The sequence below is a fragment of the Streptococcus sp. k-402 genome, assembly GCF_013277515.1.
Classification (GTDB): domain Bacteria; phylum Bacillota; class Bacilli; order Lactobacillales; family Streptococcaceae; genus Streptococcus.
This window is the reverse complement of record NZ_VMNB01000005.1, coordinates 74,526-99,202: the sequence shown is the minus strand read 5'-3', so window position 1 is coordinate 99,202 and position 24,677 is coordinate 74,526. Positions and strand designations below refer to the sequence as shown.

Here is a 24,677-nt window from a genome sequence, read left to right as displayed (position 1 = left end):
GCACTCTTTTATCAAGAGTGCTAAAAATCAGTCTAAAGACCTAGAACCTTACTGTTTATCTACTCGGTATGCCCTTTTAAGTCTAAAAAAACCATAGATTAGATAAGAAATCATAAGAGCATATAAAACAAAAATAATGAAGAAAGACATAGAAAGATCTTCTCTAAACGAACTCATACAAACAACAAGACCGCCTGAGAAAGCAACTGTACATGAACGAAGTCTATTTCGCATAACTTCCCATCTGAGCCCCTTACTCATATAGACTTGATCCTCTGGAAGTAAATTAGAAGACGATTTACGAAGAATCGAACAAGAACCTGCTCCTATCAATTCCCAACCTCTATTTCTAAAATCTTGCAGTTCATACTTATACTTTTTAAGAAATCTAGAATCATAGATACAGTAGATGACATCGTCTGGTTGACATTGGTCAAAATAGAACAAACCAAAACGACTCGTTCTATACCTCCAACCTTTCAAATGCATCTCATGTAAATATTCTTCTTCCTTGTCCAAATCAACAATGGTGAAAATCCGAAATTCTACTCTGCTATTCATTTTCTTACTCCAAAATTAGAAAACATGCCGGGTGTTATTTATTAGATAATTCTTTCCACTTTTGACTCAATCTCCAAAAAATATAAGAAATCTGAATCGCATGAACTATCAATAAAACACCATCTATTATAACAATCAAAAGCATTTCCCAACTGAAAGAACTACCTCCAGCGACAAACTTTGAGAAAACCGGTAGTAGAGCTAAAAAGAGAAGCAAAATAGGAAACATCCTCCTCGTTAAAATCCGTTTGACCATAGCTAACTTCCCGGCCACGTCGTTATAAATTTCAAACTCGGCATCCGACTCAATTCCAGAATGAAGTTTTCTAAAGTAGGAAAAACCATTAAAGTCTGTAATATGCTCCCAGCCACAGTCTTTAAATAATTGTAAATAGGAGGCTCTATCGGATTTTCTCATGGGATAAAAGTCCAACTGATAAGACACCTGCTCCGGTTGGCACTTTTCAAAAGTATACTTAACCGCAACTACTAAGTTAGAATAGGTTACTTCTTTGAGTTTCCAGCCCTCAGCATGCATTTTTCTAAGATATAAAGCCTCTCTATCATAATCCGCAATGGTAGCAATTCTATAAACAACCTTCTTTTCCATCATCTTCCCTCCCGACTATTTCTGTAGAGCCGTTCAATACGCTTCAATTCAATATCTAAGACTTTTCGTCCCAAGTCTGTGATCTGATAGATTTTACGCTTCTCCTCTTCTCGGACAAAGGAAATCAAACCATCCTTTTCCATTTTTGACAAGGTTCCATACATAGTCCCAGGACTAATCGAAACTTGCGAATCTGTCATCTCCTTGACCTTTTGCGTAATACTATAACCATGACCTTCCTTTTGCAGACAGAACAAGATATAAAAGCCCGTTTCCGTCATCGGAAGATAAACTCGACGAATCTTATCCGTTAATTCCATTTATAACCATCTCCTATTCAGTTCGATATATCGCACTTCGTTATATAAAATATATCACACCTCGATATAAAACGCAAGAAAAAAGATCACCCACAGGCAATCTTTCTTCTATATTAATAAAGATCTAGATAGTTATCAATTTCCCATTGTGAAACGAAGGTTGCATAACTTGCCCATTCGATTCGCTTGGCTTCAAGGAAACTAGTATAGATATGTTCTCCAAGAGCCGCTCTGACAACTTCATCTTCTGTCAAAGCTTTCAAAGCATTGTGAAGAGTTGATGGAAGATCTGTAATACCAGCTTCCTTGCGCTCTTCTGCTGTCATGATGTAGATATTTTCTTCGATAGGAGCTGGTGCTTCGATTTTATTTTCAATACCATGCAAACCAACTTCCAAAAGAACAGCCATAGCGATGTATGGGTTTGCCATCGGATCCACTGAACGCAACTCAAGACGAGTTCCCATACCACGTGAAGCAGGCACGCGCACAAGTGGCGAACGGTTACGACCAGCCCAAGCAATGTAAACAGGGGCTTCATAACCTGGAACCAAACGTTTGTATGAGTTAACCGTTGGATTCATGATAGCAGTATAGTTGTAAGCATGTTTGATCAAACCACCAAGGAAATGGTAGGCCGTTTCTGACAACTGCATTCCTTTTGGATCATTTGGATCAAAGAAGGCATTGTTTCCTTCTGCATCAAACAAGGACATATTACAGTGCATACCTGATCCAGCAATACCAAATTTTGGTTTGGCCATAAAGGTTGCGTAAAGCCCATGTTTGCGAGCAATGGTTTTAACAACAAGTTTAAAGATTTGAATCTTATCACAAGCACGGAGAACTTCATCGTACTTGAAGTCAATCTCATGCTGTCCAACCGCAACCTCGTGGTGACTCGCTTCTACTTCAAATCCCATTTTGGTCAAGACATTGACAATCTCACGACGTGTATTGTCCGCAAGGTCCGTAGGTGCCAAATCAAAGTAGCCACCCTTGTCATTCACTTCAAGTGTCGGATCTCCATTTTCATCTAGTTTAAATAGGAAGAATTCTGGCTCTGGACCAAGGTTGAAGGATTTGAATCCTACTTCTTCCATGTGACGAAGAGCACGTTTCAAATTGCCACGAGGGTCACCTGCAAATGGTTCACCTTCTGTTGTATAGACATCACAGATCAGACCTGCAACACTTCCATTTTCATCTCCCCACGGGAAGACTGTCCATGTATCCAAGTCAGGGTACAAGTACATATCTGACTCATTGATACGTACAAAACCTTCAATAGAAGATCCATCAAACATAGCCTTATTTGACAAGACCTTATCTAACTGTTCATCTGTAGCAGGAATTTCGACGTTTTTCATGGTTCCCAAAATATCTGAAAACATGAGACGAATAAAGGTAACATTTTTTTCCTCGACTTCACGACGAATATCTGCAGCTGTGATTGGCATGAGTTTTCTCCTTAATGTATGACTACTTGCGATTGCCTAACCGCGACCAAAAGGTGACTGTACTGAAGCAAAGCGACCCTGTTGGAGGAGTTCATTGTGAAGTGCACGGCGCACCTCAGTCTGACTCACCGCTTTCTTGGATTTCGCTTCACGTTCAGCATATTTTTTCTTAATGGCAGCGATATTATAACCTTCAGAGAGATAATCTTTGATTTCAAGTAGACGATCCATGTCATTCAAGGAATACATGCGACGGTTCCCTTCGTTTCGATCTGGTTTGATCAACTCTTGATCTTCATAATAACGAATCTGACGCGCCGATAGATCGGTCAACTTCATAACACTGCCGATAGGAAAAACAGCCATATTTCGGCGAAATTCTTTTTCCTTCATTTACAGTTTCCTTCTTTCTGTCTATTATAGTCTAAAAAAAGACAAACGTCAATTGATAATGTTATAAAATGTAACATTATTTTTCTTTTTTCTCTAAAAAGAGCCGAATACGATCAATATCGTAATTTACGAGAATTGCGACAAAAACTCCCATGAACGTTTCTGATACACGCGCAAACACGTACAAAATCGTTTCACCACTCGGAATCGATAAGGTAATGATTAACATAGCTGCTACACCACCTATGACACCTGCTTTGTTATTCATGGCTACATTTGTCATAATGGTTAACATGGTGCAGATTGGAACAACTACCAAGGTCACCCAAAAGGCTTCGTGGAAAAAGGTATTTAATAAGAAGAAGACCAGGGCATAGAGGCCACCGATACTATTTCCAAGAATACGCGAAGTCCCAAAATGGACACTCTTATCAAAACTCTCCCTCAGGCTAAAAACGGCTGTCAAAGCACCAATTTGAAGACCTTTCCAACCAAAAAAGCCAAAAATCAAGAGAACTAGAAAAACAGCAATACCTGTTTTAAAGGTTCGCATACCAAGTTTGAACTGGGATTTATCGAATTTATATTTTTTAAAATAACTCATAATCTAAACTTTCTATTTCCATTTTATCATAATTTGGGTAATTTTATGAGGAATAGTTGAGAGGAAGCGTTTTTATTTTGAGTAAAAGAAAAGAGGAATCTTCATCCCTCTCTTCTTTGATTCATTTATAAAATCTTATTTTTCTGTCAAGGCTGCAAGTCCTGGAAGAACTTTACCTTCGAGAAGTTCCATTGATGCTCCACCACCAGTAGAGATCCATGAGAATTTATCTGCACGTCCAAGGTTGATCGCTGCAGCAGCTGAGTCACCACCACCGATGATTGATTTAACTCCTGGTTGTTTCACGATAGCGTCCATCACACCGATTGTACCAGCTTGGAAGTCTGGGTTTTCAAATACACCCATAGGTCCGTTCCATACAACTGTTTTGGCACCAGTCAAAGCTTCGTCAAATTTAGCGATAGATTTTGGACCGATGTCAAGACCAAGGAAGCCTTCAGAAACTGCTTCACCTTCAGTGTCACGCACTTCAGTGTAGCCAGCAAATGCGTTAGCTTCTTTTGAGTCAACTGGCAAGATCAATTTACCGTTTGCTTTTTCAAGAAGAGCTTTCGCAACATCCAATTTGTCTTCTTCTACAAGTGAGTTACCGATTTCGATACCTTGTGCTTTGTAGAATGTGTAAGTCATACCACCACCGATAAGGACTTTGTCAGCTTTTTCAAGCAAGTTTTCGATAACACCGATCTTGTCTGAAACTTTTGAACCACCAAGGATTGCTACGAATGGACGTTCTGGAGTTTCAACTGCTTCTTGGATGTAAGCAATTTCGTTTTCAAGAAGGAAACCAGCAACTGCTTTTTCAACGTTTGCTGAGATACCAACGTTAGATGCGTGTGCACGGTGAGCTGTACCGAATGCATCGTTTACGAAGATACCATCTCCAAGTGATGCCCAATATTTACCAAGTTCAGGATCGTTTTTAGATTCTTTCTTGCCGTCAACATCTTCGTAACGAGTATTTTCAACCAAGAGAACTTGTCCATCTTCAAGAGCGTTAATAGCTGCTTCCAATTCAGCACCACGAGTAACACCTGGGAAAACAACGTCTTGGCCCAATTTAGCTGCCATGTCTGCTGCTACAGGAGCAAGTGATTTACCAGCTTTATCAGCTTCTTCTTTCACACGTCCAAGGTGAGAGAAAAGAATTGCACGTCCACCTTGTTCAATGATGTACTTAATAGTTGGAAGAGCTGCTGTGATACGGTTGTCGTTAGTAATTACGCCATCTTTCAATGGTACGTTGAAGTCAACACGAACGAGGACTTTTTTACCTTTCAAGTCAACGTCTTTAACAGTAAGTTTTGCCATGTTACAAAAACCCCTTTATTTATTTTATTCGAAACTATTATATCACACTTTGGAAATATAAGGAAAGATTTCACAAGATTTTTCGATATTTAATCTTCATGTCATGCTAGAGTGTATTATTTTTACTTTTTCTCACGAATTTTCTTTCTAAAATCTTAGCTTAACACTTGTTAGATTTACTTTTATCCTTTAAAATAGAATAGGAGATATTCCGCGATTATTTTTCGGAGGAAAAAGAAATGTCCATTAATTGGCAGGAAATTTTATTTCACTTTTTAGGTGGTCTGGGACTATTCTTATATAGTATCAAGACCATGGGAGACGGTTTACAACAAGCTGCTGGAGATCGCCTTCGTTTTTACATTGACAAATATACTAGTAATCCTTTCTTTGGAGTTCTGGTTGGTATTGGGATGACTGCTCTAATTCAGTCTAGTTCTGGTGTAACAGTTATCACAGTTGGCTTGGTCAGTGCCGGTCTCTTAACCTTACGTCAGGCTATCGGAATTGTCATGGGGGCTAATATCGGGACAACAGTCACATCCTTTCTTATTGGATTTAAACTAGGTGACTATGCCCTACCTATGCTCTTTATCGGTGCCGTCTGTCTCTTTTTTACGAAAAATCGGACAGTTAATAATATCGGACGCATCCTCTTTGGTGTCGGTGGTATCTTTTTTGCCCTCAATCTCATGAGCGGTGCAATGGCTCCACTCAAAGATTTACAGGTCTTTAAAGACTATATGATTGAGCTAAGTAAAAATCCTGTTTTGGGTGTCTTTGTCGGTACCGGCTTGACCTTACTGATTCAAGCTTCCTCGGCTACCATCGGGATTTTACAAAACCTCTACGCCAGCAATCTCATTGACCTGCAAGGAGCTTTGCCAGTTCTATTTGGTGACAATATCGGGACAACCATTACAGCCATCATTGCCTCTTTAGGTGCTAATATTGCAGCTAAACGGGTAGCAGGAGCTCATGTTGCCTTCAACGTTATCGGAACAGTCGTCTGCGTTATTTTTCTAGTTCCTTTTACAGCCCTGATTCATTGGTTTGAATCTACGCTAAATCTAGCACCAGAAATGACCATCGCCTTTGCTCACGGAACCTTTAATATTACCAACACCATTGTTCAATTTCCATTTATCGGAGCTCTGGCTTACTTTGTAACCAAGATTATTCCTGGAGAGGACGAGGTTGTCAAATACGAACCCTTATATCTTGATGAACATTTCATCAAACAAGCCCCATCTATCGCTCTCGGAAATGCTAAGAAAGAGCTCTTGCACTTAGGAAACTACGCTGCTAAAGCCTTTGACCTTTCCTATAAGTATATCATTGACTTGGATGAAAAAGTTGCTGAAAAAGGGCATAAAACCGAAGAAGCAATTAACACCATCGATGAGCAATTAACACGTTATCTCATTGCCCTTTCAAGCGAAGCTCTCAGTCAAAAAGAAAGCGAAGTGCTCACCAATATCCTTGATTCCTCCCGTGATTTGGAACGGATTGGGGACCACGCAGAGGCTCTACTCAATCTGACTGACTACCTTCAACGGAAAAATGTTGAATTTTCTGATGCCGCCTTGAAAGAATTAGAGGAAGTTTATCGTCAAACTAGTGACTTTATCAAAGATGCTCTGGATAGTGTGGAAAACAATGATATTGAAAAAGCACGCGGTCTTGTAGAACGTCATGAAGCAATCAATAACATAGAACGTGTTCTCAGAAAAACCCACATCAAACGCCTCAACAAGGGCGAATGTTCAACACAAGCTGGGGTCAACTTTATCGACATCATCTCACACTACACTCGTGTATCAGACCACGCTATGAACCTTGCCGAAAAGGTTTTTGCAGAACAAATCTAAGAACCAAGAAGCTATCCTGAATGAGATGGCTTTTTGCTTTTCCTAAGCAAGAATTTCTTTTCTACCATATAGAAAAATGCTTTGATCCACAATGGAATCAAAGCATTTTAAAAATCTCCCCATACATAAGCGCAGAAGCTGCGGTTCCTCTGTACTTGGCTTCTTCTCTTTTAATAAAGCGAGCCAAGTTGAGCAACTCAGGTGCCGGATGTCTGGGATTCTTGAGCAATTCACGATTGACCAGTCCTGAGAGACGAACTGCCAGCAATTGCTCATTTGTAGTAGGCAGTTTTTTAGCAGTCTCTAGGAGAGCAGCAACTAAATCTTCACTCAAATCATCTCGAGCATGATTGTAAAGATCTTTTATAAGGCTTTCTAGGTTTGGTTCTACCATCCCTACCACCTCCCTTATGGTTTAATAATTTTTAATCAAATCAACTGTTGAACGATCCAATTTCTTCACCAAGGCTTGCAAGAAAGCTTGCGCTTCTAGGAAGTCATCCATTGCATAGAGGGTTTGGTGAGAATGGATATAACGAGCGCAAACACCGATTGTTGTAGATGGGACACCACCATTTTTCAGATGAGCTGCGCCAGCATCCGTTCCGCCTTTACCACAGTAGTATTGGTACTTGATACCAGCTTCTTCAGCCGTTGTCAAAAGAAAATCCTTCATCCCTGGGAGAAGCAAGTGACCTGGATCGTAGAAACGAATCAAGGTTCCATCCCCAATCTTACCTTGGTCACCATAAACATCACCAGCAGGTGAACAGTCAACTGCTAGGAAAACTTCTGGGTCAAACTTAGTTGTGGAAGTATGAGCACCACGAAGACCAACTTCTTCTTGGACGTTAGAGCCAAGATAGAGTTCATTGCCAAGTTTTTGACCTGACAGAGCTTCTGCTAACTCGCTCACCATGAGAACTCCATAGCGATTGTCCCAAGCTTTTGAAATGATATTTTTTTCATTAGCTGTCAAGATTGCAGAACTATCTGGTACGATGGTGTCGCCAGGACGGATGCCAAAGCTTTCTGCCTCAGCCTTATCCGTAAAACCGCCATCAAAAACGATATCTGCAATAGCAGGCATGGTTGGTCCACCCTTTCCACGAGTCAAATGTGGAGGGACAGAACCCGAAATCACAGGAATTTCACGACCGTCACGAGTCAAGAGTTTGAAACGTTGGCTGCTAACCACCATAGGATTCCAACCACCGATTTCTACGACACGGAAGGTACCATCTGGCTTAATCTCACTAACCATAAAACCAACTTCATCCATATGAGAAGCGACCAAGACACGTGGCGCATCTGCAGCTTCTGAATGTTTGATACCAAAAATACCACCCAAGCCATCTGTCACCACTTCATCCACATGCGGTGTCAACTTTTCACGAAGATAGGCACGGACAGGCGCTTCATGACCTGAGATCGCAGCAAGTTCTGTTACTTCTTTGATTTTTGAAAATAATGTTGTCATTTCAGTTCCTTCTTTCTTTCATCCATTTTACCACTTTTTATAGGAGAAGGATAGCGGGAAGGTGGATTTCTAAATTAGTATCTTAGTCCTGCTCTATCTTATAAAAAGCTTGTATTTTCTTGCATGTGAGGTGAAATCTAAGAACTATTCCAAGACCAACCAAACTATTAATTCCCAAATAAAAAACAATCCAATGCTATATTTGTTCAGTTTTTTCATGAAATTTGCAGAAAATAGTTGACTTTGCCTTCTTCTTTCTTTAAAATAGTACAAAACTAGGAAAAGGAAAAAATCATGACCAAAACAATTCTTGTCACAGGTGGAGCTGGCTACATTGGCTCCCATACCGTTAAAGCTCTTTTAAATGCTGGCTATCAGGTACATGTTCTAGATAATCTCTCTACAGGAAATCGAGCGGCTGTAGATAGTCGTGCTAGCTTTAAACAACTGGATGTTTATGATTCTAGTGTCCTAAAAACTTACTTAGAAGAAAATCAGATTGATGCTGTTCTCCATTGTGCAGGTGAAATTGTTGTAAGCGAAAGTATTGAAAATCCAAGTAAATACTTCACTGCCAATGTTGCTGGTATGAACCAAGTTCTCAAAGTCTTATCTGAAGTTGGCATTCAAAAAATCATGTTCTCTTCGACTGCTTCCCTCTATGGTAATAACTGTATTGACAAGCCTGCAACTGAAGATACCCTACTCGACCCTGTCAACCCTTATGCAGAGACAAAACTGATGGGCGAACGAATGATTTACTGGATGGCCAATCGCTACGACTGGAAATATGTTATTTTCCGTTACTTTAATGTTGCTGGGGCTGAAATGGATGCTTCAAACGGTCTGCGTGTAAAAAATCCAACTCATATTATTCCCAATATCAATAAGACCGCATTGGGACAAAATGATAGCCTGAAAATATTTGGAGATGACTACGATACACGTGATGGTTCATGTATTCGAGATTACATTCATGTCTTGGATCTTGCACAGGCTCACGTTAAAGGGATGAATTACCTCTTTCAAGAAGACAGTTCTTCTCAAATCTTTAACTTAGGAACTGAAAAAGGCTATACCGTCAAAGAAATCTTTAAAACTGCTGAAGAATTACTGAATCAAAAAATCCCACACGAGATTGTTGCGCGTCGTGCTGGTGACCCAGCTAGCGTCCTAGCAGACGCCTCAAAAGCTAAACAATATCTTGATTGGAAGGCTAGCTACTCCCTTGAAGATATTATTTTATCGGATTATCATTGGCGTGTTAAAGAAGGCAAAAACATTTTGGAATAGGAAAACAGAGGAGAAAGCCTTGGCGCTCTCTCCTTGTTTTATTCATTAAATTGTCAGAAAATTTATTGACAGATTAAATAAATCATGTTACAGTAATATCCGCAGGTATCTTTCGGTACCAAATCTACATGAAAGGATAGGGTATGAAACTTTCTCATTATTTAATTGGCTTACTTCTACTCCTAGTCTTTCTCTCTATTAGCATTGGGACCAGTGATTTTTCATGGGGAAAACTCTTTGCTCTGGATCATGAAACTTGGCTTCTCTTTCAAGAGTCCCGTCTTCCAAGAACCATCAGTATTCTTCTGACTGCCTCTAGTATGAGTATGGCAGGACTTCTCATGCAGACTATCACTCAAAATCAGTTTGCTGCTCCAAGTACAGTTGGGACCACTGAAGCCGCCAAACTGGGAATGGTATTGAGCCTCTTTGTCTTTCCGTCGGCTAGTCTGACCCAAAAGATGCTCTTCGCTTTTGTTTCATCCATCGTACTTACTCTCTTCTTCCTAGCCTTTATGACCATTTTTACTATAAAGGAAAGGTGGATGTTGCCTCTGATTGGGATCATCTATAGTGGAATTATCGGTTCTGTGACAGAAGTTGTCGCCTACCGTTTCAATCTGGTTCAGAGTATGACAGCTTGGACCCAGGGCTCCTTCTCCATGATTCAGACTCATCAGTATGAATGGCTTTTCTTAGGGCTCATTATCCTGATAGCCGTTTGGAAATTATCCCAAACTTTTACCATCATGAATCTAGGAAAAGAAACCAGTGAAAGTTTGGGGATTTCTTACTCCCTACTTGAAAAACTGGCCCTCTTTCTGGTGGCGCTAACGACTAGTGTCACCATGATTACCGTGGGTGGCTTGCCATTTCTCGGAGTCATCGTTCCCAATCTTGTCCGCAAGCGCTATGGAGATAATTTGAGTCAAACCAAACTCATGGTCGCACTAGTCGGTGCCAATCTAGTTCTGGCCTGCGATATCCTATCCCGAGTTCTAATTCGGCCCTATGAACTGTCTGTCAGTCTTCTACTAGGAATCATTGGTAGCCTCGTCTTTATCCTACTTCTATGGAGAGGGGGACGAAGAGATGCAGTCTAAAAGCAAACATACCAAGCTCTTCTGGCTTCTCATTATTCTGGCCATCGGAGCTTGTCTTCTCTACTTTTGGCCCATCACTCACTTGTCATCCTTTGCTTGGAAGTTGCGTTCCCAAAAGATCATCGTTTATCTCTTGGTAGCCATCGCGACTGGGATTTCGACTATTAGTTTTCAAACCCTAACGGAAAATCGCTTCCTGACGCCTAGTATTTTAGGAATCGAATCCTTCTACGTCCTACTGCAAACTCTGCTACTGGTTTTTGAAAGTAAGTTTCTTCAACTTGGCAAGTCTCCTATCTTAGAATTCCTAATCTTACTTCTCGTCCAATCCCTCTTCTTTCTCGCCTTGCAAGGCTACTTGAAGACACTGATGAAACAAGATCTGGTCTTCATCCTGCTGATCTGTCTAGCCTTCGGAAGTCTCTTTCGAAATATCAGTACCTTCCTCCAGGTCCTAATGGATCCAAACGAATACGATAAACTGCAGAACAGTCTCTTTGCCTCCTTTCAACATCTCAATACTCCCATCCTAGCCATCGGCTCTCTGATCATCCTTGCTTTGACAATCTTTTTCTTTCGAAAAGCAGTCATTCTGGATGTCTTGCACCTACAAAGAGAAACAGCTCAGATATTGGGACTCGATGTTGAAAAAGAACAGAAAAAGCTCCTCTGGGGCATCGTACTTTTAACTTCAACGGCCACTGCCTTGGTAGGGCCTATGGCCTTCTTCGGCTTTATGCTGGTTAACCTCACCTACCTGATTGTCAAAGACTATCGGCACAAGTTGCTCTTTATCGTGGCCATTCTGGTCGGATTTATCAGTTTGACCTTGGGGCAAGCCCTCATCGAACGAGTTTTTGCGCTGGAAATTCGCATCAGTATGATTATCGAGAGCGTAGGTGGTCTCTTATTCTTTATCTTACTCTACAGGAGGGCGCGTCAGTGAAACTGGAAAACATTGACAAATCCATTCAAAAACAGGATATTTTGCAAGGCATTTCGCTTGAAGTCAGTCCTCAGAAACTGACAGCCTTCATTGGTCCAAATGGTGCTGGAAAATCGACTCTCCTCTCCATCATGAGCAGACTGACCAAGAAAGATCAGGGAATTCTCAGTATCAAAGGTCGTGAAATCGAGAGTTGGAATTCGCAAGAACTAGCCCAAGAACTGACCATCCTAAAGCAGAAGATCAATTACCAGGCAAAATTAACCGTTGAAGAACTGGTCAGCTTTGGACGTTTTCCCTACAGCCGAGGACGCCTGAGAGAAGAAGACTGGGAAAAAATTCGAGAAACTCTGAACTATCTGGAACTGATAAACTTAAAAGACCGCTACATCGATAGCCTGTCTGGAGGCCAGCTCCAGCGGGTCTTTATCGCCATGGTACTAGCCCAAGATACAGACTTTATCTTGCTAGACGAACCGCTCAACAATCTCGATATCAAGCAAAGCGTCAGCATGATGCAGATTCTCAAGCGACTGGTGGAGGAACTCGGAAAGACCATTATCATCGTCCTCCACGATATCAACATGGCCAGTCAGTATGCGGATGAAATTGTTGCCTTCAAGGACGGTCAAGTCTTTAGCAAGGGAACCACAAATCAGATCATGCAGGCTGACCTGCTCAGTCAACTTTATGAGATTCCTATCACGCTGGCTGATATCAATGGCAAAAAGATCTGTATCTATAGCTAGTAACATAGAAACTCGAGTTAGAAGAAATTTTGTCTCTTAGTCAAAAAAACCTAGAGACTCCATAAATCGTTATCACATTTTAAAAAGGAGAAATCATGAAAACATCCCTTAAACTTTATCTCGCTGCCCTAGTGGCCAGCTTCTTGCTCCTACTTGGTGCATGTAGTACAAACTCAAGCACAAGCCAGACGGAGACAAGCAGCTCTGCTCCAACAGAGGTAACCATTAAAAGTTCACTAGGTGTAGTCACACTTTCAAAAGTCCCTGAAAAGATTGTGACCTTTGACCTCGGTGCTGCGGATACTATTCGCGCTTTAGGTTTTGAAAAGAATATCGTCGGAATGCCTACAAAAACTGTTCCGACTTATCTTAAAGACCTAGCTGGAAAAGTTAAAAATGTTGGTTCTATGGTTGAGCCAGACCTAGAAGCCCTTGCTGCTCTTGAACCAGACCTAATTATCGCTTCACCACGTACCCAAAAATTCGTAGATAAGTTCAACGAAATCGCTCCGACTGTTCTCTTCCAAGCAAGCAAAGATGACTACTGGACTTCTACCAAGACTAATATCGAATCCCTAGCAAGCGCCTTCAGCGAAACAGGTACACAGAAAGCCAAGGAAGAATTGGCCAAGCTAGACAAGAGCATCCAAGAAGTCGCTACTAAAAATGAAAGCTCTGACAAAAAAGCCCTTGCTATCCTCCTCAACGAAGGAAAAATGGCTGCCTTTGGTGCCCAATCTCGTTTCTCTTTCTTGTACCAAACCTTGAAATTCAAGCCAACTGATACTCAATTTGAAGATTCTCGCCACGGACAAGAAGTCAGCTTTGAAAGTGTCAAAGAAATCAACCCTGACATCCTCTTTGTCATCAACCGTACCCTTGCCATCGGTGGGGACAACTCTAGCAACGACGGTGTCCTAGAAAATGCCCTTATCGCTGAAACACCTGCCGCTAAAAATGGTAAAATTATCCAACTCACACCAGACCTCTGGTATCTAAGCGGAGGCGGTCTTGAATCAACAAAACTCATGATTGAAGACGCACAAAAAGGCTTGAAATAAGCAACTTCAAACTCATACTCTTCGAAAATCAAATTCAAACCACGTCAACGTCGCCTTGCCGTACTCAAGTACAGCCTGCGGCTAGTTTCCTAGTTTGCTCTTTGATTTTCATTGAGTATCAACTAACATCTTTACATGATAAAACGCATCCTATCAAGCTCACTCAAACCTGATAGGATGCGTTTTTATCATTTCACTAAAATATTTTTACCTAGCCTCATTTTTCTTCTTGATTCCGTTTAAGGGAAAAATGGTCTGGGACGGGGTCCTTACCTGTTTTCGACCAAGGATGGCAACGTAAAATTCGAGCCAAGCCCATCAAAACACCCTTGAAGCCATGTTTTTCAATAGCCTCAATCATGTAGTTGGAACAAGTCGGCTCAAAGCGACAAGAGGGTGGAAAGGCTGGTGAGATAAAACGTTGGTAAAAGCGCACAGGCGCTATTAAAATTCGTTTCATTATTTCTTGGTTACAGCCATGGTGTGTAGTTGGCTGATTTCTTTTTTATTAAGACGACGGGATTCTCCTGGACGGAGTCCTGTCAAGTCTAGATGTCCGAAACGAGTTCGTGACAACTTGTCCACTTGGAGACCGACAGCTTCAAACATCTTTTTAACCTGGTGGTTACGCCCTTCATGGATGGTCAACTGCACCACAGAGCGGTTTTTGACTGGATCAACTTTGAAAATCTCATAGACAGCTGGTTTGGTTTTCTTACCATCAATCTCAAGTCCACGGGTTAAGGGGCGGAGATTATCCTTATTGGCCACACCTTTAACACGCGCGACATAAACCTTGTCAATCTCATTACGAGGGTGAATCATCTCATCCGTAAAATCCCCATCATTAGTCAAAATCAAAACTCCTGATGTATCCCAATCCAAACGACCTACAGGGTAGATGCGCTCCTTCACGTTAGGCAAGAGGTCGACAACAGTCTTACGCCCCTTGTCATCTGTCACACTGGAAATGACACCGCGTGGTTTGTTAAGCAGATAGTAAACCTTTTCTTCGTTGTAGATAGGCTGGCCTTCAACTTCGACCTTGTCGCCTGACTTGATGGTCGTTGCTAGTTCACGTACCACTTGGCCGTTAACCGTCACCAAACCTTGCTTGATCAGCTCTTCTGCTTTTCTCCTACTGGCCACACCTGCGTGGGCAATATACTTATTGATTCTCATCTTCTTCTATCCTTTCACCAAATAATTGGCTTTCTTGGGCTTGAATCTCAAGCTCATCAATCACTGGTAATTCTTCTAAATGGTTTATCCCCATGTAATCTAGGAAATAATCTGTAGTCACATAGAGGTTGGGACGACCCAACACTTCTTTTTTCCCGTCTTCTTTAATCAAGTCAAAAGCCTGCAACTTTGCCAAGGCTCCACTCGAGTTGACCCCACGGATGGCATCAATCTCTATCCGTGTGATGGGCTGTTTGTAAGCAATGATGGACAAGGTCTCAAGGGCAGCCCGAGATAAACTCTGGTTGATAGGTGCCTTAGAGTATTCCTTCAAAATCTCTGCAAATTGAGGTTTGGTCACCAATCTATAAGCGCCCCCTGTCTCAATCAGAGCCAAACTGGAATCTGGGTCCTTTTCATACTTCTGAGCTAATTTTTCTAAACTCTGTTGGATGCCTGTCGGTGGCAGAGAGAGGAGTTCAGCTAACTGGCGGACTCTAATCCCATCTTCACCCGCTACAAACAAGAGCGCTTCTATTTTTGCTAAAGTACTCATCTTTCCTCTCTATCAAGTCTAGCTTTGGGCCACTTGACTTTCTTCCTTCTTTTCCATGAGATAAATATCTCCGAAACTCTCCTCTTGCACAAGAATCAGCTCCTGGGTTTTGATTAACTCTAGGGTTGCCAAAAAGAGGGTGATGACCTCTTGGACATTCTGGGCTTCCTTAAACAAATCCTGCAAGCGCAATTGATCTCGTCCAGTCATGGACTCTTTCACGATGACCATCATATCCTCAATCTTATACTCATCCCGCAAGATAGTCGTGTGATTCTGTGCAAACTCCTCTTTTTTCTTGGCTAGGATATTTGAAAAAGCCAAAAAGAGGTCAATGGTCGTCTTGTCATGCACAAGCTCCGCATCTTCGTAAATCAATTCTGTCGGTGCTTTGGAATAGTACTGGGCCCGATCTTGGTGCTTGGCTTCCAAGTGCTCCCCCAAGAGCTTGAACTTGCGGTATTCTTCGATTTGAGAGAGAAGATCCTGCTCTAGGTCATCCTCCAAGTCTGTCACTTCTGCTACCTTTGGCAAGAGCATGCGGCTCTTGATCAACATGAGCTGACTGGCCATAACCATATACTCACCCGTCACTTCCAGACGCATAGCCTGAAGGGTTGAGACATAGGCTAGATACTGTTCGATAACTTCCGTAATAGGCACATCGTAGATATCCATCTGGTACTTAGAAACCAGGTGCAAGAGCAAGTCCAAGGGCCCTTCAAAATCTTTTAATTTAATATCCATTATCTATATTTTTCTAAGGTCAGGACTGTTTTTAATCCTAATTTTTTTGCAATTTCGTACAAATCGACCTTGTTTTCAATTTGTCGTAGAATGAACTGTTCCCGCAAGGCTTGAGCTGATAAGGATGGAAACCCTTTCTCCTTGACAAAGGACTCTAGCTGACGAAAGGCCCACTGACGAGAATAGGCTTTCCCTCCCCTTTCAAAGAGGTAGGTCTGGCCCATCAAGGGTTCCAATTCTAACAGCAAGGTCGTAGGAATGGTGACAATCCTCTGTTGGGAAGCCTTCTGGATTCGCAACACCTGAAAATCCAGATTGATATCCTCAACCTTGAGAGCTAAAATCTCACTCGGCAAGAGTCCCATTTCTAGGATTAAGAGCGCTAGCAAGCGACCCTCTGGATAATTACTTTCCTGCCAAAAAGAGTCTAGGCCTAGAATTTCTGGTTTTGCGGTCTTCTTTTCAGCTTGTTTGGCTAATTCTAAGCGGTAAAAGCTATCCACTTCTCCTTTTTGATAGAGAAAGTAGAGAAATTGGTTACAGGCCGAAATCTTTCGCTTCTGGGCGCTGATTTTTAGATTGGCTAGCTGGGCTTGGTAAATCTTGAGACTAGTCTCAGAAATCCGCTCACCTACAATGTCTAAAAATTGCTCCAGATCATACTTATAGGACTGCTTAGAATTGGTAGACAAGCCCTGCTTTTCTTCTAAAAAGTCTGAAATCCTATCTCTCATTTGCATCGAATCTCATAGTCCTTACTAAAGTCATGCAAGAGGGCATTCACTGCCTTGAGGATAGACTTGCGCGTGATAATTCCTTGGAAAATACCAGACGCATCCACAACTGGCAAGAAAGACTCATCTACCAGCTTGTGCAAGACCTCCGTAATAGTAAAATCAGGCGAGACGACCGCTACGTCCGTTCTCGTCATGTAAACAATATCCGTATCTGCCATGATTTCTTGACTCAAGTCATGCTCCATCTGGTAAGCCATAATATCTCTGAGCCCAATCGTCCCAACAAACTGTTTTTCATCTGTCACAACAGGAACACGGGTATAGGTCATCTGACTGAGCAAGAGGGTCGCATGATCCGCATTGTGGGTATCAATCAACACAGCTAGATTTTCAGCAGGAGTCAAAAAAGTTTCTTCTTGTCCCAACAAGAAAGTCTCAAACTCCTTGGCAATCATCGGCTAAACTCCTTGGATAAGCTCGGATACACCTCATGGTCTCGTGTCAAAAAGTCCACTTTAAAATAACTGTCATCAATCTCCACACGAGCATAGAGACATTCTCTGATGCTCCCACGTGGTTGACTGATGGAACCTGGATTTAGAAAGAGGGTCTTGCCTTCCATCCAAGCACTTGGCACATGCAAGTGACCATAGAGGCAAATATCGGCCTCTTCTTCCTGAGCCCAGTAGTCCAACTTTTGAAAGTTGAAATTGATATCAAACAAGTGACCATGAGTTTGGATAATCTTGGTCGAACCAAGCTCAGTCACCAAACGTTCTGGATAGCCGGCATAAAAGTCCATGTTCCCTTTAACAACACGGATGCCTTCCCAAAGGGGAGAATCAGGACGCAGTTCAGAATCACCGTTATGAAAAACGGCATCAACTTTGCCCACATAGCGATCACGGATTTCTTCCACAATCAAGCTATCTCCATGGGAATCGCTCATTACAATGATGGTTTGCTTTGCCATGATGGAAATACCTCCAAAAGTTTCTTAACGGCTAAGGCACGGTGAGATTGACTATTTTTTTCTTCAAGGGTTAATTCAGCTGAGGACTTGCCTGTCTCTCCTACAAGGAAGAGAGGGTCATAGCCAAAGCCATTTTCACCCTTAGGTTCAAAGTTAATGTAGCCAGGCCAGTCTGCTTCAACAACCAAGCTTTCCTTGTTGGGACTGGCTACGACTAGGGTTGTATGGAATTGAGCCGAGCGGTCCTTGAGTTCAAAGACCATGGCCAATTCGTGCAAGAGTTTGGCATTGTTTTCACGGTCAGTAGCTCCCACTCCTGCGAAACGAGCTGACCAGACACCTGGCAAGCCACCAAGGACATCGACTTTGAGACCTGAGTCATCTGCCAAAACCATCTTGCCCGTTAATTGAGAAATGGTTTCTGCCTTGAGACGGGCATTTTCTTCGAAGGTCATGCCTGTTTCAGCTACTTCAGGCAAGTCAGGATAGTCATTAAGATTTTCCACATCGTAGCCTAACTTATCAAAGATAGCTCGGAACTCTTTGGTCTTGCCTTCGTTTCGAGTCGCAATCAACAAGGTTTCTCTGACCTTGCTTGTCTCAAAGAATACTTCTACATCAACACCTTCTTTAGGCAATTCTACATGCAGGAGTTGCCCATTTTCAACTAAGAGAAAAGCCCCCTGACGTTGGATGACTTCCACATTTCGTCCCATTTCTTGGTTGAGGATATCTACCACAAAAGACAATAAACGGTAGAGAGAACCATAGCGTAAAACAGTAACAGAAACAGGAAAACCTCGATCCTCATCTCGAAATCTTTGGGCAAACTCCAATAGAGGAAAATCCAAATCATCATCCGTCAACGTCCGGACGCCACCAAAAATACCATAGGACCCGACATACCAGTCCTGTTCATCCTTGTATTCATAAATTTTATTTGTCATAATTCTACATGCTCCACATGAATCTCTTTTTCAAGCCATTCTTCACCAATTTGTGCAAAACTTTGGCTGCTGGCTGTTGTGTAAAAACGGTGATTAAGTGGTCCAGCATCGCGACCACGATTGATTTCAAAATAATTGAGTAAGACTGAAATGTCCCGTACGCACTCTGCCCCACTATCGATAAGTTGAACCTTGGGCCCCATAACATTTTGAATAATAGGTCTGAGAAGCGGATAATGGGTACAACCCAAAATCAGGCTATCTACCTTTCCAACCAAGGGACGTAGGGTTTCATAGACCACTTTCTTGGTGACACTGGTTGACAGGGCACCCGACTCCACCAAGGGAGCAAACTTGGGACAGGCCAAACTCTCCACCTGTAAGTCCGGATCCAAATCATGGATTTTCTGACGGTAGATGTCTGATTGTACCGTCATGGGTGTTCCAATCACTCCGATTTTCCCACCTTGGCTGGACTTGATTGCTGCCGAAGCTCCTGGCAAAATCACACCCAAGACAGGAATATCTAGTTGAGCCTTGATTTCTTCCCAGACGACCGCAGTCGCAGTATTACAAGCAATGACAATCATTTTGACATCCTTGGTCAAAAGAAAGTTGACCAACTGCCAAGTATATTCACGAATTTGCTCAGCAGGACGGGGCCCGTAAGGCGCCCGTGCCGAATCTCCAATATAGACGATTTCTTCATGGGGAAGCTGGCGCATGAGCTCGCGCACAACGGTCAAGCCCCCGACACCCGAATCCAAAAAACCAATCGGTCGATTATCCATACAGTCTTCTTTCTAGTCTTTTTTCTGATTGATAGCTCATTATGATTACTTGTCTCTATGAACTGAATGACAGCCTGATCAACAACTATCTCTCTTAATCATAATCAAATATCAATAGAATGCAAGGAAAAAGTCTCATCCCTAAACCCTTAGCTAACATAGTGAGAAGTCTGGAACTTTCATCCCAGACTTTTCCTTATTTATTTTTTCTTTTTATTGTTAGCAAGGGCTGCCTTTTGTTGGCGGATGATTTGGTGGTAAACTTGTTGTACCTTAGCTTCGCTTGGTTTTTGACCATTTGCACTCAAAAGAGTACGAACTGCTTCAGCATTCAAACGTGGGTTGTCAGCGAATTCTTTTTCAATTTGCTTACGAACCAAGTACATTCCTCCAAGAGCTCCTCCTAGAAAAGCTAGCACAATCAATACAATTGCTAATAGTAAATCCATCATTTTTCTCCTGTTTCTTTTTGAGTCTCTTTCATTATACCACAAACTAGCCACCCTGACCAGTTTGTTTTACGCTTTCAGGGAGGGAATAGACAGCAAAAAGAACCCTGCTTTTCTACGAAAGAGGGCTCCTTACTGACTTTATACTCAATGAAAATCAAATAGCAAACTAGGAAGCTAGCCGCATGCTGCTCAAAACACTGTTTTGAGGTTGCAGATAGAGCTGACGTGGTTTAAAGAGATCTTCGAAGAGTATCAATTTCATATTTCTGCCTATCCATTTGTACTAATAAAAGACTGAGACACCAGATCTCAGCCTTTTTCTTTATCCCAAAACTAATTCATCACTGACCAGACTTTGCCCACTATTTTTCTGGAAGAGATGCATGAGATCTTCAACTGTCAGATGCTTTTTCTCCTCTCCCTTAACATCCACCACTATCTTGCCTTGATAGAGCATAATGAGACGATTACCATACTCAATCGCATGGTTCATATCATGGGTAATCATCAAAGTCGTCAACTGATGGTGTTCCACAATCTTTTGCGTCAAATCCATCACCATTTGACTAGTTTTCGGGTCAAGTGCCGCAGTATGTTCATCCAAAAGCAAAAGTTTGGGTTTCACCAGAGCTGCCATGACTAGGGTCAAAGCCTGTCTTTGCCCTCCTGAGAGATATTGAGTATCCACTTTCAAGCGGTTTTCAAGGCCAATATTCAACTCTCTCAGGGCTTCTTGGAACTGGATTCTGTCCTTCTCCTTCACACCCCAGCCAAGCCCTCTCTTCTGCCCGCGTCTCAAGGCAATAGCCATATTCTCCTCAATCGTCAAACGAGAAGCTGTCCCCATCTTCGGATCTTGAAAAACACGGGCGATATCCTTGGCTCTCTTTCTTACACTCAGATTTTTAATGGATTTGCCTGCCAGTAGAAGGTCCCCTTCATCCACCGATAGATTGCCAGCCAAGATATTCATCAAAGTGGATTTCCCTGCTCCATTTCCACCGATAACAGAGATAAAATCTCCCTCTTCAACTTCTAAATCTAATCCTTTGAGGACATGGTTCTCATTGACCGTCCCTGCTTCAAATGTTTTGTGAATATTTTCAAGTGTTAACAAACTTACCATAACTTTCTCCTCCTATTCATTTCTCAATTTCAGACCACGAATCTTTGATCTCTTTTGCAATTCTGGTGCAAATAAAACCAAGGCGAGCAAGATTGCATTAAAGAGACGAACTAAGTTTTGATCTAGATTTGGAATTTCATAGATATTTAAAATAATCAAACGGTATACAATAGCACCGATTCCGATGGATAACAAGCGACCTCCAATGGTCAAGTCGTGAATCAAGACTTCCGCAATAATCACTGCACTCAAACCAACAACAATGGTTCCTGTCCCAGAAGTCACATCTGAAAATCCATCATTTTGGGCAAACAAGGAACCACATAGGGCAATCAAGCCGTTTGAAATCATGTAACCAACAATCTTCATGGTGTCTACATTGACCCCATTGGCCTCACTCATCGGAATATTGTCTCCAGTCGAACGCAAGACCAAGCCAATCTCTGTTTTCATCAAAAGAGTCAAGACCAAACAAACAAGTAAGAGACAGGCCAAACTGAATGAGAAAACAGCTTCTTCAGTTGTCAGCCCTAAGCTCGCCAATTGTTTAAAGACAGTTGAAGAATCTCCCAAGGAAAGATTGGGCACGCTTCCCATGATTTTAATATTGATTGAATAAAGCCCTGTCAAGGTCACAATACCTGTCAAGAGAGCTGGAATTTTCATCTTGGTGTGGAGCATTCCTGATACCAGACCTGCTACCATACCTGCCAGCAAAGCAAGTACGGTCGCAATCCAAGGATTTGTCCCTGCCTGTATCTGTGATACAACGACTGCTGCCCCCAGAGGAAAGGCTCCCTCAGCAGTCATATCCGCAATATCCAAAATACGGAAAGTCAAGTAGACCCCAATAGCCATAATCGACCACAACAAACCTTCTGATAAACTAGATAATACAAAATTCATCTTAAATCTCCTTATTCCTTGCTTTCTAACTTACTAATATCAATTCCCAATGCATCTGCCATTTCTTGATTGGTATGCAATTCCAGTTTTTCAGGCAACTCAACTGCTATATTTTCTGGCTTCTCACCCTTTAAGACACGAACCAGCATGCGAGCTGTCTGTCTTCCCAATTCTTCATAATTGGTTCCGTAGTTATACAAGCCACCAACCGCAACCATTTCTGTTGAACCACCAAATACTGGAACCTTGTGTTTAATAGAAACCTGCTTGACTGTTTCCATGGTTGATGAAATGATATTATCCGTTGGTACAAAAACCATATCCACCTCTGCCATCAAGCTTTCTGCAGCAGCCTTGACGTTATTACTGTCCAAGATTGTTTTTTCAACAACGGTAAAGCCTTTTTCTTCCAGAAGGCGCTTAGCTTCATCCTTTTGGACAACCGAGTTTGGCTCGCTCTGAGTATAGAGGATTCCAATCGTTTTAGCTTTTGGCAACACTTTCTTTATCAAATTGATTTGGGTTGAAATGGCATCTGATGACTGATCGCTTGTCCCAGTTACATTGCCCCCAGGATGCTCTCTTGACTCAACTAACTTGGCACTGACAGGATCTGTTACCGCTGAAAAGATAACAGGTGTCGTTTGTGTTGTATTGGCCAAGCTCTGAGCAGAAGGCGTTGCGATAGCTAGAACGACATCACTAGATTCTGCTAGTTGCTGGGAAATCGTTTTTAGATTTCGTTGTTCTCCCTGTGCATTTTGCAAATCAATCTCAATATTTTTCCCTTCAATATAGCCTTGCTTGGCCAGTTCATCCACAAATCCTTCTCTAGTAGCGTCTAAGGACTGGTGGGTAATAAATTGCGAAATACCGATACGAAACACATCTTTTTTCTTATCTGCCTTCAACTGATGCAAACTAATCAGAGAGGTCAAGAGAATCCCCACTACCAAGAGGGGGGCTAGTAATTTTCGAACAACTTTCATAATGAAACTCCTTCTCAGAAAAGATAATACTCAATGAAAATCAAAGAGCAAACTAGGAAACTAGCCGCAGGCTGTACTTGAGTACGGCAAGGCGACGTTGACGTGGTTTGAATTTGATTTTCGAAGAGTATAAAACAAAAAACCGCCTAGATAATACCTAAACGGATGCTTGAAATAATCTAACAAGTTATAACTTAGCTAGTCCATTTAGATATTCATCTATATGGACCATAATCAAAAATCTTAGCCACATAGATACAAACAAATTGCTTGAACTGTTTGCATCCATGGTGACATGTCTACAAACACTATCTAAAGTAGCTAAAGTAAAAGTTTTGATTCATCGTTACAGCTTGTTTCTTATTCATTTCTTTTTCTGCTTTCTTTTTTGATGTTTCCTATCTTACCACCTTTTTCATCACCTGTCAAGAATATTTCAGAATATTTTAAAATTTTTCGAAAATTCTTTCAGGATGCTTTCAAAGTTTTTCAAATCAGTCCAACAAAAAAAGGTTTATAATTTCCATAAAAATTGACATGGAAATTATAAAACCATTATTAGTTTAATCCTTGTTGATAACGCGCCAATTCGGCTTGGTTAGCCCAAACATAGTGACCTGGACGGATTTCAACCATAGACGGCTTATCAGTCTCATAGTCGTGTTGACTTGGATCATAAACCTTCAAGACCTTCTTACGTTCCAAGATTGGATCTGGAATTGGTACCGCTGAAAGTAAGGCTTGAGTATATGGGTGAATTGGATTGTTAAACAATTCTTCTGTCTCTGCAACCTCTACAATAACACCCTTGTAAATAACTGCGATACGATCTGAAATAAAGCGAACGACCGACAAATCATGGGCGATAAAGAGATAGGTCAAACCGAGCTCTTTTTGGAATTTTTTAAGCAAGTTCAAGACTTGGGCACGTACAGAAACGTCCAAGGCTGAAATGGGCTCATCCGCAATAACAAAATCTGGTTGCATGACCAAGGCACGGGCAATACCGATACGTTGACGTTGACCACCTGAGAACTCATGAGGGTAACGAGTCAAGTGCTCAGCAAGAAGCCCCACTTCACGGATAATATTTTTAACTTTCTCTTTACGTTCTTCTTCATCTTTGAACAGATGATGATTGTAAAGACCTTCAGAAATAATATAATCAACAGTCGCACGTTCATTCAAACTTGCCGCAGGGTCTTGGAAAATCATCTGGATACGACGAATCAATTCTGCAGCTTGTTCACGCGATTTCTTACCATTAATCTTTTGACCTTCAAAAATGATATCTCCATTACTTGTATCATTGAGACCGATTATCGCACGACCAATAGTTGTTTTCCCACTACCGGACTCACCTACAAGCGAGAAAGTTTCTCCCTTGTTGATAAAGAAGTTAGCATTTTTAACTGCGACAAACTTCTTACTTCCTTCACCGAAGGAAATTTCTAAATCTTTGATTTCTACTAATTTTTCAGACATTTC

The 24,677-nt window shown here is 41.7% G+C and carries 29 protein-coding genes; 6 read left to right on the top strand and 23 right to left on the bottom strand.

Annotated elements, in window-relative coordinates:
• Positions 1-48 precede the first annotated feature (48 nt).
• The 7 genes from HT724_RS04785 to HT724_RS04755 form a co-directional block, all read right to left on the bottom strand.
• Complete coding sequence (locus HT724_RS04785) at positions 49-561, bottom strand: DUF2812 domain-containing protein (RefSeq protein ID WP_023943403.1); 513 nt, start codon at positions 559-561, stop codon at positions 49-51.
• A 34-nt stretch (positions 562-595) separates the two neighbouring features.
• On the bottom strand, positions 596-1,171 hold the full coding sequence (locus tag HT724_RS04780) for a DUF2812 domain-containing protein (RefSeq protein WP_173275408.1): 576 nt from the start codon (positions 1,169-1,171) through the stop codon (positions 596-598).
• Positions 1,171-1,491 (bottom strand): PadR family transcriptional regulator, encoded by a 321-nt coding sequence (locus tag HT724_RS04775; protein WP_173275318.1) that lies wholly within the window; start codon positions 1,489-1,491, stop codon positions 1,171-1,173. The genes HT724_RS04780 and HT724_RS04775 overlap by 1 nt, the downstream gene beginning before the upstream one ends.
• A 113-nt stretch (positions 1,492-1,604) precedes the next feature.
• A complete protein-coding gene (gene glnA / locus HT724_RS04770) occupies positions 1,605-2,951 on the bottom strand; it encodes a type I glutamate--ammonia ligase (protein ID WP_001122878.1) in 1,347 nt (448 codons plus the stop codon).
• A gap of 36 nt (positions 2,952-2,987) precedes the next feature.
• Positions 2,988-3,344 carry a transcriptional repressor GlnR gene (glnR, locus tag HT724_RS04765; protein ID WP_081529909.1) on the bottom strand — a complete coding sequence of 119 codons (357 nt, stop codon included), beginning with the start codon at positions 3,342-3,344 and terminating at the stop codon, positions 2,988-2,990.
• 76 nt (positions 3,345-3,420) lie between these two features.
• Positions 3,421-3,948 (bottom strand): aromatic acid exporter family protein, encoded by a 528-nt coding sequence (locus tag HT724_RS04760; RefSeq protein WP_000119915.1) that lies wholly within the window; start codon positions 3,946-3,948, stop codon positions 3,421-3,423.
• A 135-nt stretch (positions 3,949-4,083) separates the two neighbouring features.
• On the bottom strand, positions 4,084-5,280 hold the full coding sequence (locus HT724_RS04755; RefSeq protein WP_173275315.1) for a phosphoglycerate kinase: 1,197 nt from the start codon (positions 5,278-5,280) through the stop codon (positions 4,084-4,086).
• A 239-nt stretch (positions 5,281-5,519) separates the two neighbouring features.
• Between HT724_RS04755 and HT724_RS04750 the strand changes: the two genes are divergently transcribed.
• The gene (locus HT724_RS04750; RefSeq protein WP_173275312.1) at positions 5,520-7,151 is read left to right on the top strand and encodes a Na/Pi cotransporter family protein; all 1,632 of its coding nucleotides are present in this window, start codon (positions 5,520-5,522) and stop codon (positions 7,149-7,151) included.
• Between the two features lie 97 nt (positions 7,152-7,248).
• Here HT724_RS04750 and HT724_RS04745 read toward each other — a convergent pair whose 3' ends face one another.
• Both HT724_RS04745 and pepA read right to left on the bottom strand, forming a co-directional pair.
• Positions 7,249-7,545, bottom strand: coding sequence for a bacteriocin immunity protein (locus tag HT724_RS04745; protein ID WP_173275308.1), 297 nt, complete (start codon positions 7,543-7,545; stop codon positions 7,249-7,251).
• A gap of 21 nt (positions 7,546-7,566) precedes the next feature.
• Positions 7,567-8,631 carry a glutamyl aminopeptidase gene (gene pepA, locus HT724_RS04740; protein WP_173275306.1) on the bottom strand — a complete coding sequence of 355 codons (1,065 nt, stop codon included), beginning with the start codon at positions 8,629-8,631 and terminating at the stop codon, positions 7,567-7,569.
• Positions 8,632-8,925: 294 nt separating this feature from the next.
• Between pepA and galE the strand changes: the two genes are divergently transcribed.
• The 5 genes from galE to HT724_RS04715 all read left to right on the top strand — a co-directional run bounded on the left by galE (position 8,926) and on the right by HT724_RS04715 (position 13,783).
• A complete protein-coding gene (gene galE / locus HT724_RS04735) occupies positions 8,926-9,924 on the top strand; it encodes a UDP-glucose 4-epimerase GalE (RefSeq protein ID WP_173275303.1) in 999 nt (332 codons plus the stop codon).
• Positions 9,925-10,067: 143 nt separating this feature from the next.
• Positions 10,068-11,027, top strand: coding sequence for an ABC transporter permease (locus HT724_RS04730; protein WP_173275300.1), 960 nt, complete (start codon positions 10,068-10,070; stop codon positions 11,025-11,027).
• Positions 11,017-11,973, top strand: coding sequence for an iron chelate uptake ABC transporter family permease subunit (locus HT724_RS04725; RefSeq protein ID WP_173275298.1), 957 nt, complete (start codon positions 11,017-11,019; stop codon positions 11,971-11,973). Before HT724_RS04730 ends, HT724_RS04725 begins: the two co-directional genes overlap by 11 nt.
• On the top strand, positions 11,970-12,722 hold the full coding sequence (locus tag HT724_RS04720) for an ATP-binding cassette domain-containing protein (RefSeq protein WP_173253197.1): 753 nt from the start codon (positions 11,970-11,972) through the stop codon (positions 12,720-12,722). Before HT724_RS04725 ends, HT724_RS04720 begins: the two co-directional genes overlap by 4 nt.
• A gap of 95 nt (positions 12,723-12,817) precedes the next feature.
• Positions 12,818-13,783: a siderophore ABC transporter substrate-binding protein gene (locus tag HT724_RS04715; protein ID WP_173275294.1), complete on the top strand. Its 966-nt coding sequence runs from the start codon at positions 12,818-12,820 to the stop codon at positions 13,781-13,783.
• A gap of 217 nt (positions 13,784-14,000) precedes the next feature.
• Here HT724_RS04715 and yidD read toward each other — a convergent pair whose 3' ends face one another.
• The 14 genes from yidD to HT724_RS04645 all read right to left on the bottom strand — a co-directional run bounded on the left by yidD (position 14,001) and on the right by HT724_RS04645 (position 24,674).
• Positions 14,001-14,243, bottom strand: a complete 243-nt coding sequence (yidD, locus tag HT724_RS04710) for a membrane protein insertion efficiency factor YidD (RefSeq protein ID WP_084927008.1) — start codon at positions 14,241-14,243, stop codon at positions 14,001-14,003.
• Entirely contained in the window at positions 14,243-14,965 is a 723-nt protein-coding gene (locus HT724_RS04705) for a pseudouridine synthase (protein ID WP_173275292.1), read from the bottom strand. The genes yidD and HT724_RS04705 overlap by 1 nt, the downstream gene beginning before the upstream one ends.
• Complete coding sequence (scpB, locus tag HT724_RS04700) at positions 14,952-15,521, bottom strand: SMC-Scp complex subunit ScpB (protein ID WP_000105302.1); 570 nt, start codon at positions 15,519-15,521, stop codon at positions 14,952-14,954. The genes HT724_RS04705 and scpB overlap by 14 nt, the downstream gene beginning before the upstream one ends.
• An 18-nt stretch (positions 15,522-15,539) precedes the next feature.
• Positions 15,540-16,268, bottom strand: a complete 729-nt coding sequence (locus tag HT724_RS04695) for a segregation/condensation protein A (protein ID WP_173275286.1) — start codon at positions 16,266-16,268, stop codon at positions 15,540-15,542.
• Entirely contained in the window at positions 16,268-17,002 is a 735-nt protein-coding gene (xerD, locus tag HT724_RS04690) for a site-specific tyrosine recombinase XerD (protein WP_345890307.1), read from the bottom strand. Before xerD ends, HT724_RS04695 begins: the two co-directional genes overlap by 1 nt.
• Positions 16,999-17,460, bottom strand: coding sequence for a cyclic-di-AMP-binding protein CbpB (gene cbpB, locus HT724_RS04685; protein ID WP_173275282.1), 462 nt, complete (start codon positions 17,458-17,460; stop codon positions 16,999-17,001). The genes xerD and cbpB overlap by 4 nt, the downstream gene beginning before the upstream one ends.
• Positions 17,457-17,978 carry a metallophosphoesterase gene (locus tag HT724_RS04680; RefSeq protein ID WP_173275279.1) on the bottom strand — a complete coding sequence of 174 codons (522 nt, stop codon included), beginning with the start codon at positions 17,976-17,978 and terminating at the stop codon, positions 17,457-17,459. Before HT724_RS04680 ends, cbpB begins: the two co-directional genes overlap by 4 nt.
• Positions 17,954-18,925 carry a nucleoside-triphosphate diphosphatase gene (locus HT724_RS04675; protein ID WP_173275276.1) on the bottom strand — a complete coding sequence of 324 codons (972 nt, stop codon included), beginning with the start codon at positions 18,923-18,925 and terminating at the stop codon, positions 17,954-17,956. Before HT724_RS04675 ends, HT724_RS04680 begins: the two co-directional genes overlap by 25 nt.
• A complete protein-coding gene (racE, locus tag HT724_RS04670; RefSeq protein ID WP_000370378.1) occupies positions 18,922-19,716 on the bottom strand; it encodes a glutamate racemase in 795 nt (264 codons plus the stop codon). Before racE ends, HT724_RS04675 begins: the two co-directional genes overlap by 4 nt.
• Positions 19,717-19,916: 200 nt before the next feature.
• Positions 19,917-20,165: a YneF family protein gene (locus tag HT724_RS04665; RefSeq protein ID WP_000364990.1), complete on the bottom strand. Its 249-nt coding sequence runs from the start codon at positions 20,163-20,165 to the stop codon at positions 19,917-19,919.
• Between the two features lie 325 nt (positions 20,166-20,490).
• Positions 20,491-21,294, bottom strand: coding sequence for an ATP-binding cassette domain-containing protein (locus HT724_RS04660; RefSeq protein ID WP_173275274.1), 804 nt, complete (start codon positions 21,292-21,294; stop codon positions 20,491-20,493).
• A 12-nt stretch (positions 21,295-21,306) separates the two neighbouring features.
• The gene (locus tag HT724_RS04655) at positions 21,307-22,200 is read right to left on the bottom strand and encodes an ABC transporter permease (RefSeq protein ID WP_173275270.1); all 894 of its coding nucleotides are present in this window, start codon (positions 22,198-22,200) and stop codon (positions 21,307-21,309) included.
• An 11-nt stretch (positions 22,201-22,211) separates the two neighbouring features.
• Positions 22,212-23,189 carry an ABC transporter substrate-binding protein gene (locus HT724_RS04650; RefSeq protein ID WP_173275267.1) on the bottom strand — a complete coding sequence of 326 codons (978 nt, stop codon included), beginning with the start codon at positions 23,187-23,189 and terminating at the stop codon, positions 22,212-22,214.
• Between the two features lie 558 nt (positions 23,190-23,747).
• Entirely contained in the window at positions 23,748-24,674 is a 927-nt protein-coding gene (locus tag HT724_RS04645) for an ATP-binding cassette domain-containing protein (RefSeq protein WP_042900321.1), read from the bottom strand.
• Positions 24,675-24,677: the final 3 nt, after the last annotated feature.

What these genes read in the sequence shown, in the direction of transcription:
- HT724_RS04725 (WP_173275298.1), top strand. Translation starts at nt 11,017, where the DNA reads ATGCAGTCTAAAAGCAAACATACCAAGCTCTTCTGGCTTCTCATTATT.
- HT724_RS04775 (WP_173275318.1), bottom strand. Translation starts at nt 1,491, where the DNA reads ATGGAATTAACGGATAAGATTCGTCGAGTTTATCTTCCGATGACGGAA.
- HT724_RS04780 (WP_173275408.1), bottom strand. Translation starts at nt 1,171, where the DNA reads ATGGAAAAGAAGGTTGTTTATAGAATTGCTACCATTGCGGATTATGAT.
- glnR (WP_081529909.1), bottom strand. Translation starts at nt 3,344, where the DNA reads ATGAAGGAAAAAGAATTTCGCCGAAATATGGCTGTTTTTCCTATCGGC.
- HT724_RS04650 (WP_173275267.1), bottom strand. Translation starts at nt 23,189, where the DNA reads ATGAAAGTTGTTCGAAAATTACTAGCCCCCCTCTTGGTAGTGGGGATT.
- HT724_RS04750 (WP_173275312.1), top strand. Translation starts at nt 5,520, where the DNA reads ATGTCCATTAATTGGCAGGAAATTTTATTTCACTTTTTAGGTGGTCTG.
- HT724_RS04755 (WP_173275315.1), bottom strand. Translation starts at nt 5,280, where the DNA reads ATGGCAAAACTTACTGTTAAAGACGTTGACTTGAAAGGTAAAAAAGTC.
- HT724_RS04745 (WP_173275308.1), bottom strand. Translation starts at nt 7,545, where the DNA reads ATGGTAGAACCAAACCTAGAAAGCCTTATAAAAGATCTTTACAATCAT.
- HT724_RS04760 (WP_000119915.1), bottom strand. Translation starts at nt 3,948, where the DNA reads ATGAGTTATTTTAAAAAATATAAATTCGATAAATCCCAGTTCAAACTT.
- HT724_RS04645 (WP_042900321.1), bottom strand. Translation starts at nt 24,674, where the DNA reads ATGTCTGAAAAATTAGTAGAAATCAAAGATTTAGAAATTTCCTTCGGT.
- cbpB (WP_173275282.1), bottom strand. Translation starts at nt 17,460, where the DNA reads ATGATTGCCAAGGAGTTTGAGACTTTCTTGTTGGGACAAGAAGAAACT.
- HT724_RS04730 (WP_173275300.1), top strand. Translation starts at nt 10,068, where the DNA reads ATGAAACTTTCTCATTATTTAATTGGCTTACTTCTACTCCTAGTCTTT.
- scpB (WP_000105302.1), bottom strand. Translation starts at nt 15,521, where the DNA reads ATGAGTACTTTAGCAAAAATAGAAGCGCTCTTGTTTGTAGCGGGTGAA.
- HT724_RS04785 (WP_023943403.1), bottom strand. Translation starts at nt 561, where the DNA reads ATGAATAGCAGAGTAGAATTTCGGATTTTCACCATTGTTGATTTGGAC.
- racE (WP_000370378.1), bottom strand. Translation starts at nt 19,716, where the DNA reads ATGGATAATCGACCGATTGGTTTTTTGGATTCGGGTGTCGGGGGCTTG.
- HT724_RS04680 (WP_173275279.1), bottom strand. Translation starts at nt 17,978, where the DNA reads ATGGCAAAGCAAACCATCATTGTAATGAGCGATTCCCATGGAGATAGC.
- HT724_RS04675 (WP_173275276.1), bottom strand. Translation starts at nt 18,925, where the DNA reads ATGACAAATAAAATTTATGAATACAAGGATGAACAGGACTGGTATGTC.
- HT724_RS04695 (WP_173275286.1), bottom strand. Translation starts at nt 16,268, where the DNA reads ATGGATATTAAATTAAAAGATTTTGAAGGGCCCTTGGACTTGCTCTTG.
- HT724_RS04660 (WP_173275274.1), bottom strand. Translation starts at nt 21,294, where the DNA reads ATGGTAAGTTTGTTAACACTTGAAAATATTCACAAAACATTTGAAGCA.
- HT724_RS04665 (WP_000364990.1), bottom strand. Translation starts at nt 20,165, where the DNA reads ATGGATTTACTATTAGCAATTGTATTGATTGTGCTAGCTTTTCTAGGA.
- HT724_RS04655 (WP_173275270.1), bottom strand. Translation starts at nt 22,200, where the DNA reads ATGAATTTTGTATTATCTAGTTTATCAGAAGGTTTGTTGTGGTCGATT.
- xerD (WP_345890307.1), bottom strand. Translation starts at nt 17,002, where the DNA reads ATGAGAGATAGGATTTCAGACTTTTTAGAAGAAAAGCAGGGCTTGTCT.
- glnA (WP_001122878.1), bottom strand. Translation starts at nt 2,951, where the DNA reads ATGCCAATCACAGCTGCAGATATTCGTCGTGAAGTCGAGGAAAAAAAT.
- HT724_RS04705 (WP_173275292.1), bottom strand. Translation starts at nt 14,965, where the DNA reads ATGAGAATCAATAAGTATATTGCCCACGCAGGTGTGGCCAGTAGGAGA.
- pepA (WP_173275306.1), bottom strand. Translation starts at nt 8,631, where the DNA reads ATGACAACATTATTTTCAAAAATCAAAGAAGTAACAGAACTTGCTGCG.
- galE (WP_173275303.1), top strand. Translation starts at nt 8,926, where the DNA reads ATGACCAAAACAATTCTTGTCACAGGTGGAGCTGGCTACATTGGCTCC.
- HT724_RS04715 (WP_173275294.1), top strand. Translation starts at nt 12,818, where the DNA reads ATGAAAACATCCCTTAAACTTTATCTCGCTGCCCTAGTGGCCAGCTTC.
- yidD (WP_084927008.1), bottom strand. Translation starts at nt 14,243, where the DNA reads ATGAAACGAATTTTAATAGCGCCTGTGCGCTTTTACCAACGTTTTATC.